20 protein-coding genes are annotated in these 20,426 nt (G+C 35.2%); 10 read left to right on the top strand and 10 right to left on the bottom strand.

Annotation, left to right across the window (positions count from 1 at the left end; genetic code table 11):
• Positions 1-3: 3 nt before the first annotated feature.
• The 4 genes from G521_RS0109885 to G521_RS0109870 form a co-directional block, all read right to left on the bottom strand.
• Positions 4-537 carry a DUF6580 family putative transport protein gene (locus G521_RS0109885; protein ID WP_026898393.1) on the bottom strand — a complete coding sequence of 178 codons (534 nt, stop codon included), beginning with the start codon at positions 535-537 and terminating at the stop codon, positions 4-6.
• Positions 538-815: 278 nt separating this feature from the next.
• Positions 816-1,067 (bottom strand): hypothetical protein, encoded by a 252-nt coding sequence (locus G521_RS0109880; RefSeq protein ID WP_026898392.1) that lies wholly within the window; start codon positions 1,065-1,067, stop codon positions 816-818.
• A 49-nt stretch (positions 1,068-1,116) separates the two neighbouring features.
• Entirely contained in the window at positions 1,117-1,842 is a 726-nt protein-coding gene (locus G521_RS0109875; protein WP_026898391.1) for a DUF3291 domain-containing protein, read from the bottom strand.
• A 98-nt stretch (positions 1,843-1,940) separates the two neighbouring features.
• Positions 1,941-2,441, bottom strand: a complete 501-nt coding sequence (locus G521_RS0109870) for a hypothetical protein (RefSeq protein ID WP_026898390.1) — start codon at positions 2,439-2,441, stop codon at positions 1,941-1,943.
• Between the two features lie 206 nt (positions 2,442-2,647).
• Between G521_RS0109870 and G521_RS0109865 the strand changes: the two genes are divergently transcribed.
• The 7 genes from G521_RS0109865 (at position 2,648) to G521_RS0109830 (ending at position 13,073) form a co-directional block, all read left to right on the top strand.
• Complete coding sequence (locus G521_RS0109865; RefSeq protein WP_026898389.1) at positions 2,648-3,121, top strand: GAF domain-containing protein; 474 nt, start codon at positions 2,648-2,650, stop codon at positions 3,119-3,121.
• 16 nt (positions 3,122-3,137) lie between these two features.
• The gene (locus G521_RS0109860; RefSeq protein WP_026898388.1) at positions 3,138-3,767 is read left to right on the top strand and encodes a DNA-3-methyladenine glycosylase; all 630 of its coding nucleotides are present in this window, start codon (positions 3,138-3,140) and stop codon (positions 3,765-3,767) included.
• 66 nt (positions 3,768-3,833) lie between these two features.
• Positions 3,834-5,111 carry a kynureninase gene (gene kynU / locus G521_RS0109855; protein ID WP_026898387.1) on the top strand — a complete coding sequence of 426 codons (1,278 nt, stop codon included), beginning with the start codon at positions 3,834-3,836 and terminating at the stop codon, positions 5,109-5,111.
• Between the two features lie 100 nt (positions 5,112-5,211).
• Positions 5,212-6,033: a hypothetical protein gene (locus tag G521_RS16930; protein ID WP_051189648.1), complete on the top strand. Its 822-nt coding sequence runs from the start codon at positions 5,212-5,214 to the stop codon at positions 6,031-6,033.
• Between the two features lie 534 nt (positions 6,034-6,567).
• Positions 6,568-10,119: a response regulator gene (locus tag G521_RS0109840; protein WP_036678836.1), complete on the top strand. Its 3,552-nt coding sequence runs from the start codon at positions 6,568-6,570 to the stop codon at positions 10,117-10,119.
• A 120-nt stretch (positions 10,120-10,239) separates the two neighbouring features.
• Complete coding sequence (gene asnB / locus G521_RS0109835) at positions 10,240-11,907, top strand: asparagine synthase B (protein ID WP_026898384.1); 1,668 nt, start codon at positions 10,240-10,242, stop codon at positions 11,905-11,907.
• Positions 11,908-12,119: 212 nt separating this feature from the next.
• The gene (locus G521_RS0109830; RefSeq protein WP_026898383.1) at positions 12,120-13,073 is read left to right on the top strand and encodes an NmrA/HSCARG family protein; all 954 of its coding nucleotides are present in this window, start codon (positions 12,120-12,122) and stop codon (positions 13,071-13,073) included.
• 14 nt (positions 13,074-13,087) lie between these two features.
• On the opposite strand, the gene G521_RS0109825 is transcribed toward G521_RS0109830, so the two are convergent.
• The 4 genes from G521_RS0109825 to G521_RS16925 form a co-directional block, all read right to left on the bottom strand.
• Positions 13,088-14,458: an MATE family efflux transporter gene (locus tag G521_RS0109825; RefSeq protein WP_026898382.1), complete on the bottom strand. Its 1,371-nt coding sequence runs from the start codon at positions 14,456-14,458 to the stop codon at positions 13,088-13,090.
• 66 nt (positions 14,459-14,524) lie between these two features.
• Complete coding sequence (locus G521_RS0109820; protein WP_026898381.1) at positions 14,525-15,154, bottom strand: AlbA family DNA-binding domain-containing protein; 630 nt, start codon at positions 15,152-15,154, stop codon at positions 14,525-14,527.
• A 9-nt stretch (positions 15,155-15,163) separates the two neighbouring features.
• Entirely contained in the window at positions 15,164-15,649 is a 486-nt protein-coding gene (locus tag G521_RS0109815) for a YiiD C-terminal domain-containing protein (protein ID WP_026898380.1), read from the bottom strand.
• A gap of 41 nt (positions 15,650-15,690) precedes the next feature.
• On the bottom strand, positions 15,691-16,842 hold the full coding sequence (locus tag G521_RS16925; RefSeq protein ID WP_051189647.1) for an iron-containing alcohol dehydrogenase: 1,152 nt from the start codon (positions 16,840-16,842) through the stop codon (positions 15,691-15,693).
• Positions 16,843-17,099: 257 nt separating this feature from the next.
• On the opposite strand from G521_RS16925, the gene G521_RS0109805 reads away from it, so the two are divergent.
• A complete protein-coding gene (locus tag G521_RS0109805) occupies positions 17,100-17,684 on the top strand; it encodes a fasciclin domain-containing protein (protein ID WP_026898379.1) in 585 nt (194 codons plus the stop codon).
• A 79-nt stretch (positions 17,685-17,763) separates the two neighbouring features.
• On the top strand, positions 17,764-18,996 hold the full coding sequence (locus tag G521_RS0109800; protein ID WP_026898378.1) for a metallophosphoesterase: 1,233 nt from the start codon (positions 17,764-17,766) through the stop codon (positions 18,994-18,996).
• A 12-nt stretch (positions 18,997-19,008) separates the two neighbouring features.
• Here G521_RS0109800 and G521_RS0109795 read toward each other — a convergent pair whose 3' ends face one another.
• The gene (locus G521_RS0109795) at positions 19,009-19,236 is read right to left on the bottom strand and encodes a hypothetical protein (protein ID WP_026898377.1); all 228 of its coding nucleotides are present in this window, start codon (positions 19,234-19,236) and stop codon (positions 19,009-19,011) included.
• Positions 19,237-19,342: 106 nt separating this feature from the next.
• Here G521_RS0109795 and G521_RS0109790 point away from each other — a divergent pair, with 106 nt between their 5' ends.
• A complete protein-coding gene (locus tag G521_RS0109790) occupies positions 19,343-19,666 on the top strand; it encodes a DUF3817 domain-containing protein (protein WP_026898376.1) in 324 nt (107 codons plus the stop codon).
• 10 nt (positions 19,667-19,676) lie between these two features.
• On the opposite strand, the gene G521_RS16920 is transcribed toward G521_RS0109790, so the two are convergent.
• A complete protein-coding gene (locus G521_RS16920) occupies positions 19,677-20,387 on the bottom strand; it encodes an FAD-binding oxidoreductase (RefSeq protein WP_081675050.1) in 711 nt (236 codons plus the stop codon).
• Positions 20,388-20,426 lie beyond the last annotated feature (39 nt).

The raw sequence follows: 20,426 nt of genomic DNA, 5'->3' as shown, positions 1-20,426 counted from the left end.
TGCTTATCTAACTGATAAAGCAGGAAAGCGTTTAGAAATAAAGTAGAAAGATCCAAATAATACTGACCCATATGCCAGGTTTCCTAAAACCATATTATTAAGGAATGGTAAGGCTGCAACATATGATGCGATAATGCCTGATAAATTATGCGGATAAAGTGAAGGAGAATATAAAAAGGCAAAATTTGTAATCAGAAAAAATACCAGTGCACCGGCAACAGATGAAAGCACAATATTGGATACATTAATTCGATTCCGGATTAAAAAACCACAAATAACCATCGCAATAAAAGCTGTATAAACAATCAGACTAAATCCGTTTCCGATAAAAAGATCAGATAAAGCCATAGTAGCTAAGGGCATTATAAAAGCTAAACTTTTGTTACGGAATTGCGCACCCGAAAATATTGCTAAAGCTCCAACTGCTGTGAAATTCCAAATGTGAGGAATGAGCAAGGGAAGAGCTCTGCTAAATGCCGCTAAAATAATTAAGAGGGTTAAAGCTATAAAGCGTGGTGATCTTATATATTGTGTCATATGTCAAAAGTAGAAAAAATTTTGCTTCCTGTAAAAAGTAAAATTCACATGATGATTCTTTGATAATTTGCATTAATTTGGTATTAAAAGCAACCAAATTATATATTTTAAAATAATTTAATTATTTGATAATCAGCATTTTAACTAACTCACTTTCGCTTATTAATTTATATAATCATATTTTTTATGTCCAAAAAATGCTTAAATTGCCAAATTAAATTTGGAATCATTACTTAAGTAACACTATATCAAATGTTTAGCCAAAACAAAGTGGGATACTATTGATTCTCATAGCGATTAAATGCATTATTAAAATCAGAACGCATTTGCGCAAAACGCTCGCCTGCTGTTTTCATAAATTCATCATCCAGAATTTTAAAGACACCATTTACTCCATCAGTTATATCTATTTCCGATAATTTATAAGTTTGCTCATAAGCACCTTTTTCAAGCTTGATAAGGTATTTCTGGTTCATTGAAAAAATAGTAATCTTACATTCCGGATGTGGCAATTCTGCAATTATTCTCATTCTTTGTAGTATTTAGTTTATCGATGTTTTCAGATTTTTAAGTAACGCTTTATCCCTTTGAAAGTAAACCCTCCAATGGATCGACACCGTTTAGCGTTCCTGAGATGGATAAGGGTATAAATCGTGCAAACAGCTCTTCACTGTACCAATTTTCTTTTCTGGTCTTCGCTATTACTTCTGCATGTTCTTTAGATTTATATGCAAAGTTTTTTACGTCTTCCACGCTGTTCCAGATAGAAAAGGTCGCCTGCATAAAAACCGGGGCTTCGCCAATACCAAATGAATGAATATAGCCGGGGGCTTTTGCCATAATGGAAGCAACGGAATCTACATTATTCCAAAAATTTCTTAACTTATTTATCCGAATGGTTGCTCTTGTTAGTATAGCTACAGGCCCTTGATAATCTGTTTTCCGTTTTGCAGTCACATCATTTTTAAATGACTTAAAAGGTTCTTTACCAGACCATTTTCCATGGCTATGTAAAGGTTCTCCTAATATAGTCCATTGTTCTTTGCAGAAGATTTTCCACCAGCCAGAAATGAAAGATAATTTATTAAATTTTTCATAATCATCCATAGAATTCCATACAGCCAATAATCCCCACTGCTGCCAATCGGGATTCAGATCAAAGGACCCATTTTTACCACATCCCACCAACTTCCAGAAGCTGCAATTCTTGGTAAACGTAAGGGGTATTCGGTGTAAAGCCATTGCCAACAGGGCTAAAGGAACAAATAAGGGACGGTAGCGTACAATCGTGAGAGAGAGGATCATTAAAATTAAAATGGAAGTTATTTGTGCAAAAGTACATAAATAAAAAAAGTCCCCCAGCAAAACCAGGGGACTTAATATATAGGAAATTAACCTAACAATTAATCATTGTCACGATTACCTCGATTCTTATTTTTCTTATTGGATTTATGACGGTCATCATTACGATCTTCGTATCTGCGGTCATCATTTCTGTCATCTCTTCTCTCTTCATACCGGCGATCATCATATCTGTCATTTTTACGATTCTCTAATTTTTTACGCTGTCCCGGAGGCATTCCATGCGGATGCTTTCCTTCCCAGCCTTTTCTTTTATTAGAATAATTGTTGTTTTGACCACGATATACCTTTACGCGGTCAGTACGCATTTCATAATGTCCGGGAATTGTCCGGGAACCAATTCCAAAAATACCACCGGTTTTTCTTTCAGGTATCCAAACTCTGCGTTCTACAGTTTGCCATTGGTATTCACCACGTTCATCCTGATAAACTCCTGGTTCAGTTACTCTTCTATCTGTTTGATTCCTGCTGGAAATTTGTGCACTAACTGTGGTTGCTCCCAATGCTACAAAGAGGGCTACCATAAATATAATCTTCCTCATTTTCTTTGTATTTATAATCTATATGAAAATTCTGTGCCACGAATGAAAACATGTTATTAATTTGGATTAAGCCACCATTTTGTATTTTTATCCATACAAAACAGTACATATTTAATATAAAATATGGCATTTAAGTATTCGTACCATTTAAAAACGTACACTAATATTACTGTATAATTCTATTAGCAATACTATTTTTGCAGCGTATGGCAGAAGATCTTAAAATAATTGCGGCCGGAAAAACGGAGCAATACAATTCATTAATACCGCAGATAAAGGCTTTATTAGAAGGCGAAACGGATATCACGGCAAACATGGCTAATGTAGCAGCGGCGCTAAAAGAACAGTTTAATTTCTTTTGGGTGGGATTTTATATAATAAAAGAGGATGTATTGGTTTTAGGTCCCTTCCAGGGACCGGTGGCATGTACCCGAATTTCTAAAGGCAAAGGTGTTTGCGGATCTGCATGGGAGCAGGGTAAAACATTAATTGTTGCAGATGTTGACGCATTCCCGGGTCATATTGCATGCAGTTCACTCTCTAAATCAGAAATTGTTCTTCCCATTTTCAATAATAATGAGGTAGTTGCCATTTTGGATGTTGACAGTTCAGAACTCAATGATTTTGATGAAACTGACTCGATCTTTCTGGGGCAAATTGTAAAACTTATTAAATTTTAAATGAAAATCACATTTTATGAAACTTCCACTTAGTTTTTACGAGCGGGAAGATGCTCTTGCTATAGCCAAGGATTTGATTGGTAAAGTGTTGTTAACTAATGTAGAAAATGAATTAACAGGCGGGATAATAGTAGAAACAGAGGCCTATCTTGGACCCGAAGATCGCGGGTCGCATGCTTTTAATAACAAACGTACCGGACGAAACGAAATGATGTTCCATTCGGGAGGATTTGTTTATATGTATATATGTTATGGCATTCATGACATGCTAAATATTGTAACAGGCAAAAAGGATATCCCTCATGCAATTTTAATAAGAGCCATAGAACCTACGGTAGGTTTAGAAATTATTAAAATGCGCAGAGAAAACTGTAAGCAGAGTTTTAAACTATGCCAGGGCCCTGGCTCTTTAGCTAAAGCTTTAGGTTTAACAAAACTACATAATGGGATTGATCTGAAAGGGAATACAATTTGGATAGAAGATCATGGAATTTCTTTTAAAGACGACGATATTATTGCTGCTCCCCGTGTAGGGATGAATTTTGAAGGCGAGTTTAAAACTGTTCCCTGGCGCTTTCTTGTTAAAAACAACAAGTTTGTAAGCCGACCTAATTATGGAAATATAAAATCTGAAGTTCAGAAATAAGCAATTTCTAGTCTCGACTGACAATCTCTCACATAATATTACTCAATCATTTTTGTATCATTGAATATGCATTTTGAAAATAACTTAGCCTTTGCACATGCTTTAGACCAGGCAGATCCATTAAACAAATTCCGAAATGATTTTTTAATTCCAAAGATAGATGGGAAGGAAATAATTTATTTATGTGGAAATTCTCTTGGGCTTCAGCCAAAAAATACCAGGCTTTTTATAAATGAACAATTAGACAATTGGGAGAATCTGGCAGTAGAAGGCTGGTTTGAAGGCGATAGTCCATGGATGTTTTATCATAAGGAAATGCAAAAATTGATGGCGCCATTAGTGGGTGCTTTGCCATCTGAAGTTGTTCCAATGAATAATCTTTCTGTAAATCTGCATCTGATGATGGTGAGTTTCTATCGCCCTGATCAGAAAAAATTTAAAATCATCATGGAAGGCGGAGCTTTCCCTTCTGATCAATACATTGTTGAAAGCCAGGTGCGTTTTCATGGTTTAAATCCCGACAAAGTTATTATAGAAATAAATCCTCGAATGGGCGAGGAGACCTTGAGAACTGAAGATATTTTAGCATCAATAGAGGAGCATTCCAATGAACTTGCATTGATTATGTTCGCGGGAATTAATTATTACACGGGGCAGTTTTTTGATATGAAGTCAATCACTGAAGCCGGACACAAAGCCGGTGCGTATGTAGGCTTTGATCTGGCCCACGCAGCCGGAAATGTTCCTATGAGTTTACATGACTGGAATGTTGATTTTGCCTGCTGGTGTACCTATAAATATATGAATAGCAGTCCCGGTGGTATTAGCGGCGTCTTTATTCATGAAAAGCATTTTGAAAATAATGAGCTTAACAGATTTGCCGGCTGGTGGGGCTATGATGAAAAAACAAGGTTTAAAATGGCCAAAGGATTTATTCCTCAGGCAGGTGCCGAGGGTTGGCAACTAAGCTGTAGTCCTGTGTTGATGATGGCGGCCCATAAAGCTTCATTGGTATTGTTTGAAGAAGCCGGAGGCATTGAAAACCTTCGTCAAAAAAGTATAAATCTTACAGCTTATTTGGAATTTATTCTTCACGAAGTCAATAAAAAAGCGGGATCTGAGCTATTTAAAATTATAACACCCTCCAATTATAAGGAAAGAGGCGCACAACTATCTATCATAGCAGCTAAAAACGGAAAGCAGATTTTTGACAAATTAGTTAATCAGAATATAATTGGCGACTGGCGTGAGCCCAACGTAATTCGTATTAGTCCGGTTCCCTTTTATAACACTTTTGAAGACGTCTACAAGTTCGGCAGCGTTCTGGAGAATTCGATTATTTAAATATTTTAATTTCTATATTGTTTTAATCGGCTATGGAAGGAGTTGAAAGCAGTTCCAAACAATATTAATTTGTAATTTAGGAGACATTTATATTTTGATAATGAAAAAAGTGAAGATCCTGAGTATACTTAACAGTATTGTTTTTATAATTGCTTTCCTGATTTCTAATCTAAGCCAGTTTAAATATTTCGGCACTCAGAACATTGGAGAAGTTTCTGATAAATACCAAACCTTATTTGCTCCGGCAGGATTTACTTTTGGAATTTGGGGCCTGATATATTTAAGCTTGTTTGCATTTAATTTTTACCATCTTAATAAAGCATTCACAGCTTCAGAGAAAAATGAGTTTAATGAATATACTAGATCAATTGATATTTACTTTATCATTAATAATATAGCAGCTTCGGCATGGGTATTTGCCTGGATAAATGAGCAGTTAGGGCTTTCTGTTATTTTAATGCTTGTTCAGTTAATTACGCTTTTATTAATTAATATCCGCCTTCACATCTATAATCCTCATACAAATTGGTCTGTTAAAATAGTGACTCAAATGCCATTCAGCATTTATTTTGGGTGGATTTGTGTTGCCACAATTGCTAATATTTCGGCCTTTCTGGTTTCAGTAAATTGGGATGGGGCAGGAATTTCTGATTCTTACTGGCTTATTATATTAATCGGATTATCTGTGCTGCTAACTTTATTCTTAGTTTTTGTTCGACGAAATCTGTTTTTTGCAATGGTTATCATGTGGGCACTATATGGAATAATGGACAAAAACACAAGTACTCAACCTGAGTTTTATCAAAATATTAATCAGGCAATAATTACTGCCATGGCAGTAATCGCTCTGTCAATAATTATTCAAAGCGTTAACAATATAAAGTTAGCCCGCATCAATGCAAAAACACCGTACATAAGCTGATCTTTCATTTCTTTTTAATGCTTATATGTATAGTGAAAATCAAATTACTTGCAAATGCGTAGTTTACGCATTTTTAATAGTATTTTTACAAAATGGAAAAGCAAAATTTTGTAAAGTACCGTTTCATTGATATCAGAACCGGAGATTTAATTAGGTACATGGATATTAATGATAGACTTACTGACCATAACGATCGATTAAAAAAAATGGCTGTCCAAATCTACAATGAAATTAAAATACCTGTAACTTCTATAACCTATGAGTTGGTTAATCAGGAAATTGAATCTTAGATAGCTTTAAGATAAAAGTTTAAAAAACCAGTCAGAAATGACTGGTTTTTTTTTGCCCTGATTTTTTATTTATTGATGTGGCTCTCTTACAGCGTTTTAATTTTATCATCGGGCAACAATTAATAGTAACCTACGACCCAAAAAAACGTATCACTTATATTGTAATTATTACTTTGATATGCTTCATCTGTAACCATAGTCATTTATCTATTCATGTAATCTAAATTAGCATCACAATTAATATATGCCATCTACAAATACAAAATTTCCTGTTCCTGAAAATGAAATAAATAGGATTGAGGCCCTTAAAAGTTATTATATATTAGATTCTCATTTAGAACAAGAATTTGAAAGGCTTACACAACTAGCATCTCTTAGTTGCAATGTGCCAATTTCATTAATTACCTTATTAGACGAAAACAGACAATGGTTTAAATCCAGGCATGGGTTAACTGCTTCAGAAACTTCAAGAGAAGCTTCTTTTTGCCAGTATACCATTATGCAGCCCGGGTTATTTGAAGTAGAAGATGCCAGGAAGGATGTAAGATTTGAAAATAATTTATTGGTAAACGGCGATCCAAACATTGGTTTTTATGCGGGGGTGCCAATAATAGATCCAAATGGTTACGCCCTTGGTAGCATTTGTGTTATTGATACCAAACCTAATAAACTTTCTGATACTCAAATTTCAATTCTCGAATTACTTGCCCAGGAAGCTATATGCTTAATAGTAGAGCGACAAAAAAGGGATGAGCTTAAAAATTTCGAAAAAATATTTAAACTTTCAGATGATCTTATCTGCATAATTGGATCAGATGGCAGCTTTAAGAAAGTAAATCCTGCATTCAATAAATTATTAGGATGGGAAAATGATTTCTTACTGAAAACACCTTTGTTTGATTTGGTACATCCAGAAGATATTGAAGTAACCAGATCTGAATTTTCAAAATTATCATCCGGAGAAAAAATTACTGCCAATTTCACACAGCAGTTTAAAAGCACTGACAATAGCTACAAAACACTTCAGTGGGTAGCAAGCCTGGAACCTGAAACAGGAAATATTTTTGCTGTTGCGAGAGACGTAACGGATGAAAAGCTTAAGGAAATTCAAATTGAAGTAAACGAAAATCGTTTCCGGTCGTTTTTTGAAAATTCTCAGGGCTTAATGTGTACACATAGTCCGGAAGGTAAATTTTTAACCATAAATAAGTCTGGTTTAAATTCACTTGGATACAGCAAAGATGAATTGCTGAAAATGAGTCTCTTCGATATAGTTCCTGATAAATATCAGCCAGATTTGCGAATTTATTTAGAAGACATCCATAATAACAAATATGCCGAAGGATTGATGACCACGGTTTGCAAAGATGGATCTCATAAAACTTGGAGGTACAATAATATATTTGATTCTGGAGAATCAGGTCAGGAGTATATCATAGGTAATGCTGTGGATGTTACAGAAAGTCTTCGACTTGAAAAAGACCTTCTAAGAACAAAAAGTATTCTGGAACAAACAAACAGCATTGCTCGTGTAGGTGGTTGGGAGTGGGATCTGATAACTAATAAAATCTATTGGTCCGATGTAACCAAAGAAATTCATGAAGTTTCTTCAACTTACGAGCCAAATATTGATCTAGGCATTGAATTTTATAAAGAAGGGGAAAATCGACAGAAAATTAAGGAATTAATAGATTTAGCTATTACCCAAGGGAAATCCTTTGATGTAAATCTTCAAATAATAACTGCTAAAGGGAATGAAATTTGGGTGAGGGCTTTAGGGAATTGTAAATTTAAAAATGGCCAGTGTACTCATGTATATGGAACCTTTCAGGATATCGATCTTGCAATAAAAACCAAAATTGCATTAGAAAAAGCAAAATTTTACGCCGAGGAAGCCAATCTGGCCAAATCTGAATTCATAGCCAACATGAGCCATGAAATCAGAACTCCTTTAAATGGAATTATTGGATTTACTGATCTGGTATTAAAAACAAACCTGGATGAAACACAGAAGCAATACTTGTCGATTATAAATCAATCAGGTAATGCCTTGATGGGTATCATTAATGATATTTTAGATTTTTCTAAAATTGAAGCAGGTAAACTGGAACTGAACGTTGTTAAATGTGATCTTTTTGAAATAAGCAGTCAGGCGATAGATATATTAACCTATCAATCTCAAATGAAAGGACTGGAGATGCTCTACAATGTTTCTTCAGAACTTCCACCATATATTTACGCAGATGACGTAAGATTAAAGCAAGTACTAATTAACCTGATAGGTAATGCGGTTAAATTTACTGAAAAGGGAGAGGTTGAGCTCAAAATAGAATCACTTGAAATAATTCCGGATGGCAAAACCAAATACCGTTTTGAAGTCAGAGATACAGGCATTGGAATAAAAGCTGATAAACAGGAGGAAATTTTTAATGAATTTTCGCAGGAAGATGGATCTACTACCAAAAAATTTGGAGGAACAGGTTTAGGATTAACCATATCCAATAAATTGCTTGCGTTAATGGGAAGCCGCTTGCAATTAATCAGCACTCCCGGCATCGGAAGTACATTTTACTTTGACCTTGAACTAGATACTGAAAGGTCTGAAGAAGTTAAGTGGGATACCATTGAAAAGATTAAAAAAGTATTAATTGTTGATAATAACAGCAGGAGCCGTTTAATCATTAAACAAATGCTTCAATCTCAGGGAATTCAATCTAACGAAGCAGAAAGCGGTGATCAGGCTCTTCAATATTTTTCTGCCAGTCAAAATTATGATGCCATCATCATGGATTATCATATGCCCGATATGACAGGTGCTGAAACCATTATCAAGATAAAAACAGATTATCCAACGCAGAGCGAGATACCGGTATTATTACTTTTTAGCTCTTCAGATGAAGAAAAGGTAATTGATGTTTGCCGTCAATTAGGCATTAAACAACGCCTTGTAAAGCCTGTTAAGCCTCAGGATTTCTTCAAATCATTATCCAGAATTAATCAGAAAGAAAGCCTGAATAACACTGTAAGTGAAATCCAGTTTCCTGAAGTAAAATCTTCTATTTTCAGAATTTTAATTGCTGAGGATAATGCCGTTAACATGCTTCTTGTTAAAATTATTATTAAAAGAATCGTACCCAATGCGATCATTCAGGAAGCTATAAATGGAAGTGAAGCAGTAATTTTATGCGAAACAAGAATGCCCGATATTGTTTTGATGGACATTCAGATGCCTGAAATGAATGGTTATGAAGCAACCACCTCAATCCGAAAAATGAAAAACGGAAACATCCCGATCATAGCATTAACGGCTGGAAATGTAAGCGGCGAAAAGGAAAAGTGTTTGTCTTTGGGAATGGATGAATTTATTCCAAAACCTATTAATGAAGAAATCCTTCTTAAAGTTTTTAACAAATGGGTTGGGCACTTAATGAATCCATCAGACCTGGAAGCCGGATCAGATAAAAAAGACATTACCGTTCATTTTAATCCCGATAAAATTATTCAGTTTATTGGAAATGACTCGGATGTATTAACCCAGATGATGAAGCTGACAGCTCAGGAGCTGATTGTAGCTTCAGAAACGCTGGAAAATAATTATAAAGACAAAGACCTGGAAGCTTTAAAATCAAATGGTCATAAATTATATGGAACATCGGTGGCAGCAGGTTTGAATGAACTTGCCAGAATCTCTAATATGCTCGAACAGCTTATTGAATTTAATGATGAAGAAGTGAGATCTATCGTCTCCGCAGCTCAAAAAGAAATTCAATTAATCCTGTCTTTAATCGATGATTGATAAATATATATTTAATATATCAATGTAAAAATTGACATTTAAATAAAAATTAAAATGATTTTTTGATAAAAACATACTATTATTATGATAATTTAGCGAAAATTATAAATTCATAAAATAATGTGCGGGATAATAGGCGTATTTGATATTAAGAATGATTCACAAAAACTTCGTCCTCAAGTTTTGGAGATGTCTAAGAAAATCAGGCATCGAGGGCCAGACTGGTCAGGTATTTTTTGTGATACCAATGTTTTGCTGGCGCATGAGCGTTTAGCAATTGTAGATCCTCAGTCGGGCGGGCAGCCATTGTACAGTGAGGATCAAAATTTAATTTTAGCAGTTAACGGCGAGATTTATAATCACATGGATCTTCGTAAAGACCTTTCAGATTATACATTTCTTACGCATTCAGATTGCGAGGTAATTCTTGCATTATATCGCAAAAAAGGAGCTTCATTTATTGAAGATCTGAACGGCATATTTGCTTTTGCCTTATATGATAAAGAGAATGATTGTTATCTGATTGCAAGAGATCATATGGGTATTATTCCGCTTTACATGGGCTGGGATAAATTTGGACAATTTTATGTATCGTCAGAATTAAAAGCTCTGGAAGGAGTTTGTAATAAAATAGAGGAGTTTTTGCCTGGCCATTACTTATATAGTAAAGAGGGGCATGAACTTAAAAAATGGTATACCAGGGACTGGACCGACTTTGAAAATGTTAAAAATAACAAATCGGATATAAATGAATTAAGAAGCGCTCTAGAAGCTGCTGTACACCGCCAGTTAATGTCTGACGTGCCTTACGGCGTTCTACTCTCGGGTGGATTAGATTCATCTATAATTTCTGCCATTACCAAAAAATATGCGTCGAAACGAGTAGAAAGTAATGACACACAAACTGCCTGGTATCCGCAATTACATTCTTTTGCAGTAGGCTTGGTTGGTTCTCCCGACCTTATTGCGGCCCGTAAAGTTGCAGATCATATCGGTTCGGTACATCATGAAATTAATTTCACCGTCCAGGAAGGTTTAGACGCTATACGCGATGTAATTTATCACCTCGAAACTTATGATGTTACTACCATCAGAGCTTCAACTCCCATGTATCTGCTAGCCCGTGTAATAAAATCAATGGGTATAAAAATGGTATTGTCAGGAGAGGGTGCCGATGAATTATTCGGCGGATATTTATATTTCCACAAAGCTCCCGATGCGAAATCATTCCATGAAGAAACTGTTCGTAAGTTGAGCAAACTTCATCTTTATGATTGCTTGCGAGCCAATAAATCCCTTGCTGCATGGGGAATAGAAGGTAGGGTGCCTTTCCTTGATAAAGAATTTATGGATGTAGCCATGCGTTTAAATCCGGCAGATAAAATGGCCGGGGATGGTAAAATGGAAAAATGGATATTAAGAAAAGCCTTTGAAGATTACCTTCCGGAAAGCATTGTTTGGCGTCAGAAAGAGCAATTTTCTGATGGTGTGGGATATGGATGGATTGACACATTAAAAGAAACGGCCATGCAAAAAGTAAGTGATGAGGATCTTGCGAATGCTAAGTTTCGATTTCCAATCCATCCTCCAATGTCAAAGGAAGAATATCACTACAGGTCAATCTTTAGTGAACTGTTTCCATCTGATTCTGCAGCAGCATGCGTACCCTCTGTTAAATCAGTTGCATGCAGTACGCCCGAAGCTTTAGCATGGGATGCCTCATTTCAAACAATGAACGATCCTTCAGGCAGAGCCATTAAGAGTGTTCATAATGAAGCTTATAAATAATCTATATTAAGCGGGCATAATAGCCCGCTTTTTTTATGTCATTTATATTTCTCAGTTTTCTGACAGGATCATAAATAAAAATAATACAGTAAAACCCTCCAAATTGTCCTGCTGATAAAAATTAATACTTTAAATTTCCAAAGATCAGTAAATCATACTTTTAATTAAGAAATCACTTTTATTTTTTAATTAAATTTATAAGAAAAACTATCATGGCTGATAAAAAGATAATTGCCGTCACAGGAGCAACAGGTGCTCAGGGCGGAGGACTTGCAAGGGCTATTTTGAATGACCCGAATTCGGAGTTTACGGTTAGGGCATTTACCAGGAACAGGAGCTCAGAAAAAGCTTTAGAGTTGGAAAAATTGGGTGCCGAAATTTTTGAGGTTAATATAGACGATCCGGAAAACTTAAAAAAAGGCTTGGATGGCTGTTATGGGGCATATTTTGTTACTTTTTTCTGGGAGCATTTTTCTCCGGAAAAAGAATTAAAAGAAGCTGAAACGATGGCGAATGCAGCCAAAAAAACTGGTTTAAAACACGTTATATGGTCTACCTTAGAGGATACACGCAACTGGATTCCGCTCAACGATGACCGCATGCCTACCTTAATGGATAAATATAAAGTTCCGCATTTTGATGCTAAAGGTGAATCAAACAAATTTTTCACAGAAGCCGGAGTACCCACAACTTTTTTATTGACAAGTTTTTACTGGGAGAACTTTATTTATTTCGGCATGGGTCCTAAAAAGGGTAAGGATGGGAAGCTGGGAATAACGTTGCCTATTGGAAATAAAAAATTGTGCAGCATGGCTTCAGAAGATATTGGTAAATGCGCTTACGGCATATTTAAAAACAGCAATGAATACATCGGTAAAACTGTAGGAATTTGTGGTGAGCAATTAACAGGAGCAGAGATGGCCTCGGAGATGTCCGATGTATTTGGCGAAGAGATTATTTACAACGAAGTTACTCCCGAAGCTTACCGACAATTTGGATTTCCCGGAGCCGATGATTTAGGAAACATGTTCCAGTTTAACCGCGACTTTGAGCAAGTTTGTTGTGAGTCACGCAATATTGATTTTTCAAAAAAACTGAATCCCGAATTGAAAAGCTTCAAAAGCTGGTTAGTTGAACACAAGAAACAAATTCCTTTAGATCAATAATAGATCTAGCTATCTTATACTTTATGATGAGTAGAAAGCTGTAATTTTTTACTAAAAAATTGAAACCGGATAAATAAAAGAGCGGCGGATACAAAAAGTCCCAAAGTTAAACCGAACCAAATGCCATAAACTCCTATGTCTAATTTTATTCCTAACAAATAACCTACAGGCAAACCGATCACCCAATAAGCTATAAAAGTAATTATGGTAGGAATATTCACGTCACCCATTCCTCTTAAAACTCCAAGTCCAACTACCTGAGCTCCATCAAACAATTGAAAAAATCCTGCTATTATAAGTAATTGAGCAGCAATAGAAATGACAGCTGTATCTGAAGTATAAATAAATGGTAAATATTGATTCAAAGCAACAAATATCAGAGCGGTTATAGACATGAATACTAAAACAATATGATAACTTGATATGGCAGAAAGACGGAGCTGAGTAAAATCTTTTATACCAAAGTTATTGCCGGTCTTAATAGTAGCGGCAGCAGAAATACCGCTTGCCATCATGTAGGTCATTGAAGCTAAACTTATTGCCACCTGATGAGAAGCGAGCTGCACGGCACCCATCGTGCCTATTAATAATGCAGCTCCGCTAAAAGCACTTATTTCAAAAGTATATTGCATTGCAACCGGAGTTCCAATCTTTAAGATTTTAAATGAACGAATTCGATCAATGGATTTTAGACCGAAATTTTGAAGATAGTGCTTAAAGTATTTAGACTTTAAAATATAAATACCCATAACGAAGGCCATAATGGTTCGATCTATTAATGTACTCCAGCCCACACCACTTACACCCATAGGCTCGATGCCGAAAAGCCCTTTTACAAATGTAATTCCTAGAAAAATATTTAAAACATTGCCCCAAATTGATATAACCATAGCCTGCCTGGTAAATCCCAACCCTTCTGCAAATTGCTTAAAAGTCATAAATATCATCAGGGGAATGATGGAAAAACCCAGTAAATTAAGATAAGGCTTTGCTTCCCTTACAACTTCTGCCGACTGATTGAGATTATCTATGACGGCCAATGAACCGAAATAAACGAGTATGTATAAAATTACTCCTGCTATGGCATTTATGGCAAGACTGTTTGATAACAACTTTCCGCATTCGTCATATTGTTTTTTTGCACTTACCTGGGCAATTAAGGGTGTCAAACCAAAAGACAAACCAATTCCAATAACTAATACAATAGTAAATATGCTATTTACCACAGAAACCGCAGCTAAAGAAATAGTTCCGGCAAAATGACCAACTATCACGCTGTCAGCAGTATGAACTAAAGTATGACCGAGTTGAGATATTACAACAGGAATAGCCAGTTTTAAATTGCTCCTGTAATGCAGACTATATTTAGCGTAAAATTCTTTCATGTTTTGCTTTGTGCAAAGGTCACTTATTTTCTGACTTACGCTAAAAAAATAGAACGATATAATTAATTAAGAAGCCGTGTAAAATTCTTCTTTTTCTGTTGTATGAATTCTAATCAGGCCTGAAAGAACCAGGTTGACTATAATACGATAAGAACGGCGGCGTGAAAGTTTTTGCATACTGCTAAATTCACGGGCAGTAATGCGTTGATTTTCATCGAGGTATTTTAACAGAGCTTCTTCGTTAGAAGAATATTCCAAAAAAACTCCTTCCTGATTATTACTGCGTCTTAAAACATCTATAACAATTTTGCTTGCTAAAACACTTTTATCCTTAACCCGGATATAGACCCACCATTTTTTATCTTCCGATAATGATGAATGAGGTTTCATATCGCTGGGGCGGATATCTACAACCAGTACAATTTTATCATCGATGTAAACTTCTTCAAAAGAAGGTTCCAGAGCCGGCCGACAATAAAAATGAGCGGCTTTCAGGATCATATATTTTTCTTCATCTTCAGATTTTACGCCAACAATTCTGCCATCATCAGCAACTCCGATTAACAGTTTTCCGCCTTTATTATTTGCGTAGGCAACTAAAGTTCTGGCTATTTTTTCACAGCTTGTAATAGTATTTTTAAAATCCAGAGAGGTGCCTTCACCCTCTAAAATTAACTTCCTGATATTCGTAACCATACCTCTTACCTAATATGCAACAGTATCTTCTTCGCCTTTAAATAAATTTCTGATGTAAACCTCGTTCATGACTGTGGCACAAACTTCTCCGTCTCCATTCTTAATTTCCATCGGAAAAGCTTTTACAAATTTACCAGCAGTTTTCAGAGTAGTTACCGCTTCCTCAATTTGGTCTTCACTTAATTGAATTCTAAAATAAAGATGCGACCGGCCAGGCCTTAAATATTTAATTTCTGCACTTTTTAGCCATACTCTGGTTTTAAATCCTCTTCTCTGCAATAGCTGATCAAACAGTAAGGCGTAAAAAGGATCTGAAGCGCTAAAAATAGTTCCTCCGAAAATAGAACGATTGTAATTACTGTTTAATATGCTTTTGGCTATCTTAACTTCTACACCGGTAAAACCAGCATCGAACTGTTTAACCCAAATACGTTGAAAAAAAAGGGGAGGATAAAAGCGCATGGCCCACTTAAGGGTGTTTTCTGAAATAAGCATATCTGGTTAAATATGCAAAACTCTCTTCAAGAATAAAAGCATTAAGACATATATTCCAGAATACCTTCGTAATCTGCTTTCCCTAAACGAAAAGCTTTACCCGAAACCTTATTAGCAATTAAGTTTTCAATGATTATTTCATTTTGTGATGGAGCAATATTTAAATCAGATAATCGGGTAGGGCAGTTTATGGATCTGAAGAAATCTTCGAGTTTCAAAATGAAAAGCTCGGAAGCTTTAACCGGATCAGGTTCTGCAATTTCAAACACTTCTCTGGCCAGAAAGGATGTTTTATCAGAAATTTTCAACTTAAAATATTTTAACCATGCAGGATAAATAATTGATAAACCCCGCCCATGCTGGGTATTGTAAAGAACATTAAGGGTTTGCTCAATACCGTGACAACCCCAATCTGCTTTTAATTTACCGGCTAATAATGAGCCGTTAAGAGCATTAGCAGATAACCACATGATGTTCGCTCTTGCCTCATAATCATCGGGATTTTCCAAAGCCCTTTTACCATATTTAATGGCAAGTTTTATGATTGACGTGGCATAATAATCAGAAAGCGGAGAGTCGCCTTCTGCAAAATATTGTTCTAAAGTATGAGCTATTAAATTAGATATACCATACGCTGTGCAGTCAGTATCCACTGAAAAAGTTATTGTTGGATCGAGATAGGAAGAATGTGGGTATAACAATAGTGATGAAAAGCCCATTTTTAAACCCTGGGAATTATTTTGCAGATAGCTGAAACTGTTATTTTCAGTACCGCAAGCGGCCAGAGTTAAAATGCATACAACCGGCAATGCTTTTGTTGGAATTGCTTTTTTAGTATAAAAATCCCAAACCGGATGTTCGGCATAAAATCCAACACTTACTGCCTTTGCCGTATCAATTACAGATCCTCCGCCAATAGCTATAATCACTTCAGCCTGAAATTTTTTGGCAATCGAAATAGCTTTATCTGCAAGTTCGGATGTTGGGTTTGATGGAACACCTTCAAAAGTTACATGATGCATTCCTGACATGTTTAATAATGAAATAACCCTGGCGTAAAAGCCATTCTTTTTAACAGATGCCTGTCCAATAATTACCAAGGCTTTTTTCCAATGTATCTCATTCGGTATTTGATCAATACAGTTTTTTCCAAAAATAATTTTCGTGGGATTATTTAACTCAAAATTTTCCATCAGGTGTAATAAAATATTAATGAAGGATTAAATCTCTTCTAGTCAGTAATTCTCTAAAATTAGCAATGTTTAATTCAATACACCTTTTATATTCAATTAATCTAAACGCTTTGTAAAAAGCAAGAATATTAAATATATCTCTAAAATTTAATATAGAGGCACTAAAAAAAGGTGCTTAAAATATTTTTCATTTTTTAAAATCCAAGCTTAAAAAAGTTTCGTATGTGACTGCTTAAAACCAAACAAAACTTAATCAAATGAAAAAACAATTTTTAACTATCGCTTTAGGTGTTAGCTTTTTAGCGTTCAGCGCCTGTAATTCATCTAACACTGCAGATACTGATTCTGATTCTTCAATGATGGACAGCACCATGACTGATTCCATGACCACAGAAGAAGGAGTTGAAGTAGGTGGCGCAATGATGGTTCCATCAAAAAATATTGTAGAGAATGCAATGGGATCAAGTGATCACACCACTTTAGTTGCCGCAGTAAAAGCAGGTGAATTAGTAGAAACACTTAGTTCTGCCGGCCCTTTCACAGTATTTGCTCCAACCAATGATGCATTTAATAAACTTCCGGCAGGAACGGTTGATAATTTGTTGAAGCCCGAAATGAAAAAAGATCTTCAGGGAGTATTAACTTATCATGTGGTTTCCGGTTCATTACGTGCTGCTGATTTAACAGACGGAATGGAATTAACCACTGTTCAGGGTCAAAAATTAAAGGTATCTGTTAAAGACGGAAAAGTAATGATCAACAATGCATTAGTAACTATTGCTGATGTAATTTCAAGCAATGGAGTTACTCATGTGGTTGATGCAGTATTATTGCCAAAATAATATCTCCGTAATTTATTATTCAAAGCCTTTTCATTTTTAAATGGAAAGGCTTTCTTTGTTTAGAAGCAATTTGATAGTAATGATGCGTCAAAGAAATTATTTTCCACTACTCATATTGATCCTGGTCTCATTTTTAATTGATCTTTATGTTTACCAGGGAATTCAAAAACTTACAGAAAACCTTGATTATAGCCTCATAATTAGGTTTCTTTATTGGATTATTTCAATTACAGTACTTACTTCATTTGTATATTTACTTTCTAAAGTATTTCCCTCACGGGAGTTTACAAAACTTTTCAATTTCTCTTTTAATTCATTTTTAACACTCTTTGTAAGCAAACTGGCATTTATACTGGTTTTGTTTCTGGAGGATATTTTCCGGTTTCTAACAGCACTATATCATTCATTTTTAGATGGTTATTCTATTCCTGAAAGGTCTCTGTTGATCAGCGAATTTGCACTAATCCTATGTGCTATACCTTTCTGTTCATTTATTTTTGGCGTAACTTTCGGAAAATATAACTACAAAGTCAGGAAGGTTGTTTTATTTCATAAAGATCTTCCCGAGGAATTCAACAATTTTACACTGGTTCAAATTTCTGATATCCATGCCGGTAGTTTTGATAACCCTAAAGCCGTGAAAAAAGGAATTGATTTAATCAACTCATTAAATCCCGACCTGTTTGTATTCACCGGAGATCTTGTAAATAATAAAGCCACAGAAATAATTCCCTACCTGGAAATTTTCAAGCTCATACAAGCTCCATTCGGCAAATTTTCTATTTTAGGCAATCATGATTACGGGGATTATATAAGCTGGCCAGATTCTCATGAAAAAATCAATAATTTAAAGCTATTAAAAGAGTATCATCAACAACTTGGCTTTAGGTTACTGTTGGATCAACACTCGTTGATTAAAAAAGGAGAAGATCAGATTACCTTGCTGGGAGTGGAGAATTGGGGGAAGGGTTTCGGTGAAAGAGGAGACTTAAGGAAAGCATTAAACAATGTAAATGCTGATGATTTTAAAATTTTGTTATCTCACGATCCATCTCATTGGGATGCCCAGATTAAAAAACATCCTTCTAAAATACATTTGACACTTTCTGGTCATACCCACGGAATGCAGTTTGGAATCGAAATTGGCAAATTCAAATGGAGTCCGGTTAAATACCGGTATCCCAACTGGGCCGGACTAGCAGAAGAAAATGACAGATATTTGTATGTGAACCGTGGTTTCGGCTTTTTAGGATTTGCAGGAAGAATCGGAATCTGGCCGGAAATCACTCATATTACACTTCGTAAAAAATAAGTTTGTAGATTTTTATTCTTCCTGATAAAGTAAAATTTCCTTGCCAAGCAGATCAACTTCAGGATCAGCATCAAACAAAGGAATCTCGGTAATCTCATCTAGTTTTAACCAGTGATTTTCTGCATCTTTCTGAATTTTAAGATATTCTACACCTTCTTTAAAAATAGTATATATACCATCTTCTTCGGGGAATACAGAATAAATCATTCCATTAATTTCTATATCAAAAGGCTCTTGCATGCGTCAAAGGTACTATTTTATTAAATTGATTGGATAATGTTCCTTTAAGGTAAAGAATTGGAAATGAATTTTGTTCTGAAATTTAGCGGGTTATCTTTGTGCCAATATGGAAAAGAAAATTAGTACTTTACAGCAATTAAGATGGATAGGGAATGTAGAGGGCATTAGCTTTTTGGTGTTGTTGCTGATATCCATGCCTTTGAAGTATTATTTCCAATATCCTATGGCCGTAAAAGTTAACGGATGGATTCACGGGATTTTATTTATAGCATACATTCTGGCAGTTTTAAAAACTGCTTATTACCTAAAATGGAATCTCACAAAAATTGCAGTTGCTCTAATTGCTTCCTTAATTCCTCTGGCAACCTTTGTTTTAGATCGAAGTTTGAAAAAAGATCAGGATCAGCTTGTTATGGAAAAATTAAGCTAATTGGTAAATTTTAAGTTTTAGGCTTTACATCCGGAAGTTTAATTCCTGTTCCTTTTTTCTCGAATATAATTGTCTGGGGTTCTATTCCCAGATTTGAGAGCATACTAATAATATTTTGCACAAATTCTGCCGGACCGCAAACATAAAAATGCTGGTTAAAATTTTTGATGGTTTCTTTCAAATAAATTTCATCAATTCGATTTTCTCTGAAGCCAATAACATTTTGACGGGTAAAAACAAAATGTAAATTAGGTCCCAGCAAATAACTCAGCTCATTCTCCATTATAACATCATCCTTCATCTGATTAGAGTAGATCAGTGTATCGCCACTTATCTGATTTTTTTCTTTTAAATCTCTTAAAATGGCAATGAAAGGAGTTATTCCAGATCCGGCGGCAATGAAAACACCATCTCCTTTATAGCTAAAAGTTCCCCAAGCGTCCGTAATCAATAATTCTGATCCTACAGGTAATTTATCAAGTTTATTAGTCAGACCATCGTACCCGGAATGTATTTTAATAATTAATTCAAGGGTATCCCAATTGTTTAACCCTGTAAAAGTAAAAGGCCTGATGTCATTTTGTTGCCCCTGAGTATTAATTGAAACATAAACTGATTGACCGGGAATAAATTTATAGCCTTTAGGCTTTGTCAGTACAAATTGTTTAAAGTCTTTATTAAGGTAATGACTGTCAACTATACTTACAACGTGTTTATTCATTCTTAAAAGTCATCATTGGAAGGTTAATTAGCAAGATTT

The sequence above is a fragment of the Daejeonella oryzae DSM 19973 genome (assembly GCF_000422945.1).
Classification (GTDB): Bacteria; Bacteroidota; Bacteroidia; order Sphingobacteriales; family Sphingobacteriaceae; genus Daejeonella; species Daejeonella oryzae.
Note: the sequence above shows the minus strand (reverse complement) of the source record. Positions and strands in the feature narration are given on the sequence as shown.